Source organism: uncultured Limnohabitans sp. (genome assembly GCF_937889215.1).
GTDB lineage: Bacteria > Pseudomonadota > Gammaproteobacteria > Burkholderiales > Burkholderiaceae_C > Limnohabitans_A.
In genome coordinates, this window is sequence record NZ_CALBEX010000200.1 from 1 (window position 1) to 2,480 (window position 2,480).

Annotated in this window: 3 protein-coding genes; 1 reads left to right on the plus strand and 2 read right to left on the minus strand. The window is 57.3% G+C overall.

What is annotated here, in order from left to right; genetic code table 11:
• Positions 1–149: 149 nt before the first annotated feature.
• The gene (locus Q0341_RS05115) at positions 150–1,052 is read left to right on the plus strand and encodes a DMT family transporter (protein WP_299510997.1); all 903 of its coding nucleotides are present in this window, start codon (positions 150–152) and stop codon (positions 1,050–1,052) included.
• A gap of 11 nt (positions 1,053–1,063) precedes the next feature.
• Here the strand turns inward: Q0341_RS05115 and Q0341_RS05120 are convergent, their stop codons facing one another.
• Positions 1,064–2,044, minus strand: a complete 981-nt coding sequence (locus Q0341_RS05120; protein ID WP_299510998.1) for a LacI family DNA-binding transcriptional regulator — start codon at positions 2,042–2,044, stop codon at positions 1,064–1,066.
• Positions 2,045–2,046: 2 nt separating this feature from the next.
• Positions 2,047–2,480 (minus strand): family 1 glycosylhydrolase (locus Q0341_RS05125; RefSeq protein WP_299510999.1); only part of this gene is annotated, 434 nt, incomplete at its 5' end.

The following is a 2,480-nucleotide window of genomic DNA, read 5'->3' on the forward strand; positions in this document are numbered from 1 at the left end:
CACCAAAACCGCCTTGCAAGCGCGTCTGGCTTAAAAATCAGGTTCAGCGCCCATCCGGTGTCTGAGTCTTCAACCGCCCCGGCCACAAACCGGGGCGGTTTTTTTATCTGTGCAGCTTGTCGGCACGTCATGTCGGCACAATCGAGTCCATGTCCTTGTTTCAAAACGCTGAATCCCGAACCCGCATCGCCCTGTGGCTGATGTGGGTCACCCCCGCTCTGTGGTCGGTCAATTACATCGTGGCGCGCTCAGCCCCCGGCGTGATCGAGCCACACATGCTGGCCTTGGGCCGCTGGGCTTTGGCAGGCGTGATCCTGGCCTTCATTGCGCGCAGCGAGCTGTGGCGTGAACGGCGCAGCACTTGGCAAGACGCCGGTCGTTACTTGGTGCTGGGCGCTTTGGGCATGCTGATTTGCGGCGCTTGGGTTTACCAGGGCGCAAAGACCACATCGGCCATCAACATCGCATTGATTTATGCCGCCTCGCCTGTGCTGATTGCACTGGGGGCGGTGCTGTGGCTGGGCGAGCGCTTTTCATGGCGGCAAGGCCTGGGCGTGGTGGTGGCCTTAGCGGGGGTGTTCCATGTGGTGGTCAAAGGCCAATGGTTGTCGCTCGGCCAAGTGCAATGGGTGGCGGGCGATGGCTGGATCGTGTTGGCCATGACCGCTTGGGCGGGCTTTGCCTTGCTGCAAAAAAAATGGGGCACGCCACTGGGCTCCACCGCCCGCTTGGCGGCTATCTGCATGGGGGGCGTGATCGTGCTGCTGCCGTTCAGCGTCTGGGAATACCTGCAGCCAGACCGACCTGCTTGGACGCTGCAAGCCACCGTGCTCGTTGTGGCCGCTGGCCTGCTGCCGGGTATCGGCGCGTATTGGGCCTACGGCTTCAGTCAAAAAGTGCTGGGTGCCAGCCGGGTTGCTGCCAGCATGTACTTGGGGCCTTTGTATGGCGGCTTGGCGGCTTGGCTGGTGTTGGGTGAAGCCATGGGCTGGCACCACGTCATGGGTGCGGCACTCATCTTGCCGGGGATTTACATGGCTTCGCGCCGCTGAAGGCGTGCAGCTCAGCGGCGGTAAATGCGGGTGGATTCCCGCACCACCAATTCCGCCTCGACCAATTTGGAAGGTGGGTTTTTCTTGTTCAGCAAATCAAACATGGCTTTGGCCGCCGATGCGCCAATTTCATAAACGGATTGCCGCACCGAAGTGAGCGGCGGCAGAGTGAATGCGGAATGCGGCAGATCATCAAAGCCAATCAATGACACATCCTCTGGAACACGCAGGCCTGCCCTGTGCAAGGCCAAACGTGCACCATAGGCCATTTGGTCGTTTGCGGTGATGACTGCCGTGAATTGCACGCGCGCCTCCAACAAGCTGTTCATGGCGCGAAATCCACCCGCTTCTTGGTAATCACTGGCGATCACCAACTGGGGATCATAGGCCATGTCTTTTTTTATCAACTCGCTTTTGTAACCCTTCAAACGTTCATCAGCGTCAGGATGGTCAAGCGGCCCTGATATGAAAGCGACGCGATGATGGCCCAGCGCATGTAAATGCCTGATGGCCAAACATGCGCCTTCTGCATTGTCAAAATCGATACTGAATAAATTGGGTGCAGATAAGCTGCGTCCTGTCACCACCACTGGAACAACGGCGGCCATCTCAACCAAGGTTTCATCTGAGAGTTTACCCGTCAGCACAATTATCCCATCGACTTTGCGCTCTTGCAGCATGAACAAGCGGTTTTTCTCTTCCACCTCATTCCAGTGCCCGCTGACAAACAAAGGCACGTAGTTGGCTTTGAGCAGCGCATCTTCAATGCCGCGCAATGCTTCGCCGTAATAGGGGCTGTCAATGAACTGAGTCAATACACCGATGCTCATGGTGCGCCCACCGGCCAAGCTGCGAGCGGAAGGATCCGGGCGAAAGCCGAGCTCTTCTATAACGGCCTTGACCAGCGCCTGCTTTTCTTCGCTGACTTGGGCGGTGCCATTCAAAATGCGAGACACCGTGCTGGGTGAAACACCGGCTTGCTTTGCCACCATGGTCAGGGTGGCACGAGACTTAACCCCAGTCGGTCGAGGTAACGTCGACCGCTAGCCCATTCAAAGTTGTCCATCAAGCTCCAAGCAAAGTAAGCGCCCACCGGTACGCCCTGCGCGAGTGCATCATGTGTGGCCGCAATGTGGTCTCGGATGTATGCCAATCGCTGCTGATCATTGACCTCACCGTCCATCAATTGGTCTTTGAAAGCTGCGCCGTTTTCAGTCACCCAAAGCCATTTCGGCTGGTAGTCACGGTGCAGTCGGCAAAGCAATTCCGTTAGGCCTTTCGGATACACCTCCCACCCCATGTCGGTAACTTGGTTGCCGGTGCTCTTGACGTCCCATGGATTGCCACTGGATGAGAAGTTGCGCGTGTAGTAATTCACGCCCAAGAAATCATTTCGTTGCGCGATGGTGTCCAGATCTCCTGGCATGA